The following is a 2,153-nucleotide window of genomic DNA, read 5'->3' as shown; positions in this document are numbered from 1 at the left end:
GTGCTCTTCCCGGGGGGCTCGCGGGGTCGTCACCCCTCGGGGGATACGGCGTGCGTCCGTTGGCGGTCACAGCGGCACCTCCAGCCGGACGGTTGTGCCGTGCCCGGGCGTGGCATCGATCGTGAGCTCGCCGCCGATCGAGTAGGCGCGGTCGCGCATGGACGCGAGGCCGAGCCCGTTCTGCTGCTCGGCCGCCGTGTCGGACGCGTCGAACCCGGAGCCGTCGTCGGCGACCTCCAGCACGGCCTGCCCGTCCCGCGTGCCGAGCCGTACCTCGACGGTCTGCGCGCCGGCGTGCCGCAGCGCGTTGTAGAGCGCCTCCTGGGTGATGCGGAACGCGACGGCCTCCTGGTCCTCGGGCAGGACGACGGCCTCGTCGGCGGCGATGCGCACGGTCGTCTCGTGCGCCCGGTCGAGGACCTCGACGTGCTTGCGCAGCGAGGAGACCAGGCCGTCCGTGAGGTCCGCCGGGCGCAGCTCGAAGATCACGGCGCGGAGTTCGGCGAGGGCGTCGGCGGCGAGCCGCTCGACCTGCTCCAGCTCCTGGACCGTCCGGGCGGGGTTGCGCACGGCCAGCGCGGATGCCGTGCGGGCGGTCAGGCGCAGCGAGAAGAGCTTCTGCGCGACGGCGTCGTGCAGCTCGCGGGCCATGCGGTTGCGTTCGGCGACGACCGTCAGCTCGCGGTTGTGCTCGTACAGGCGGGCGTTCGTGACGGCGATCGCGGCGTGCGCGGCGAACAGGGTGAGGAGCTCTTCGTCGTCCTCGGTGAAGCCGCCGGGACGCTTCTTGTTGGCCAGGAAGATGATGCCGATGACGTCATCGCCGTCCTGGATCGGGACGCCCAGGAAGTCCTTCAGGACGGGGTGCGCCTGCGGCCAGCCCTCGAACTCCGGCTCCTTGCGGATGTCGGCGAGCCGCTTGGGCGTGTCGCCGCGCAGCATCGCGGCGAGCATGCCGTGCTGGCGGGGCAGCGGGCCGATGCGCTCCCAGTCCTCGTCGGAGACGCCCTCGACGACGAACTCGGCGAACGAGCCCTCGTCGTCCGGGACACCGAGGGCCGCGTACTGGGCGTCCAGCAGCTGCGCCGCCGCCCGGACGATCACCTGCAGCACCTCGTGGACCGACAGGTGCCGGGTCACCGCGAGCACGGCTGCGCTCACGGCGCGCAGGGTCGCGCCCTGGCCTCCGCTGCCGCCGTCGCCCGTGTCCATCCCGGCCTCTCGTCTCCGCTGGCCGAGCGCCTCGCGGCGCTCACATGTGAAGACCGTACTCGCTGCGCGGGACTTCTCGAATCAGCCCCCGGGACGACGTCTCCGCCGGTGCCGTCCGGGGGTCGGGGACCGCGGTCCTAGGACCATCTGACCACCGCCCAGCGGGCCCGACGGCCGATGCCGCGAACGGCGCCGGTTCCTAGCGTCGGGAGCATGAAGACAGCACTGATCACCGGGGCCTCCCGGGGGCTCGGCCGGGCACTCGCCCGCGACCTCGCCCGGGACGGCTGGCACCTCGTCATCGACGCACGCGACCCGACCGCCCTGGCCGCAGCCGCCGACGACATCAGCAGCGGCGGCAGCAGCGGCGGCACCGGCGGCAACGATGGCGGCAACGTCAGGGCCATTGCCGGGGACGTCACCGACCCTGCACACCGGGCGGACCTCGTCCGGGCCGTAGAGGGCGGGCTCGACCTGCTCGTCAACAACGCGAGCACCCTCGGTCCGACGCCGATGTACCGGCTCGCGGCACTGCCCGTCACCGACCTGGCGGACACGTTCGCGACGAACGTCCTGGCACCGCTGGCATTGATCCAGGACGTCCTGCCGAGCCTGCGGGAGCGGCGCGGTGCGATCCTCAACATCACGTCGGACGCGGCCGTGGAGAACTACGAGACGTGGGGCGGCTACGGGTCGTCGAAGGCGGCGCTGGAGCAGCTCTCGAACGTCCTCGCGGCCGAGGAGCCGGACGTGGCCGTGTGGTGGGCGGACCCCGGCGAGATGAACACCGACATGCTCCGCGCCGCAGGCGAGGACGCCGATTCCGCCCCGCCCCCGGAGGAGGCCGCGGCCGCGCTCCGCCGTCTCGTGACCGACCGCCTGCCCAGCGGCCGCTACCGCGCCTCTGCCCTGGCCGGTGCCCAATGACCACCGTCCTGGAG

Annotated in this window: 2 protein-coding genes; one reads left to right on the top strand and one right to left on the bottom strand. The window is 73.2% G+C overall.

Features of this window, described 5'->3' with window-relative positions; all coding sequences use genetic code 11:
* Nucleotides 1-66: 66 nt before the first annotated feature.
* On the bottom strand, nt 67-1,212 hold the full coding sequence (locus ETD83_RS41460) for a GAF domain-containing sensor histidine kinase (RefSeq protein WP_138650707.1): 1,146 nt from the start codon (nt 1,210-1,212) through the stop codon (nt 67-69).
* A 213-nt stretch (nt 1,213-1,425) separates the two neighbouring features.
* On the opposite strand from ETD83_RS41460, the gene ETD83_RS41455 reads away from it, so the two are divergent.
* Nucleotides 1,426-2,139 carry an SDR family NAD(P)-dependent oxidoreductase gene (locus ETD83_RS41455; RefSeq protein ID WP_138650706.1) on the top strand — a complete coding sequence of 238 codons (714 nt, stop codon included), beginning with the start codon at nt 1,426-1,428 and terminating at the stop codon, nt 2,137-2,139.
* The last annotated feature ends 14 nt before the right edge of the window (nt 2,140-2,153 follow it).

Origin of the sequence: Actinomadura soli (genome assembly GCF_005889715.1) — a bacterium.
Taxonomy (GTDB): Bacteria; Actinomycetota; Actinomycetes; order Streptosporangiales; family Streptosporangiaceae; genus Spirillospora; species Spirillospora soli.
Note: the sequence above shows the minus strand (reverse complement) of the source record. Positions and strands in the feature narration are given on the sequence as shown.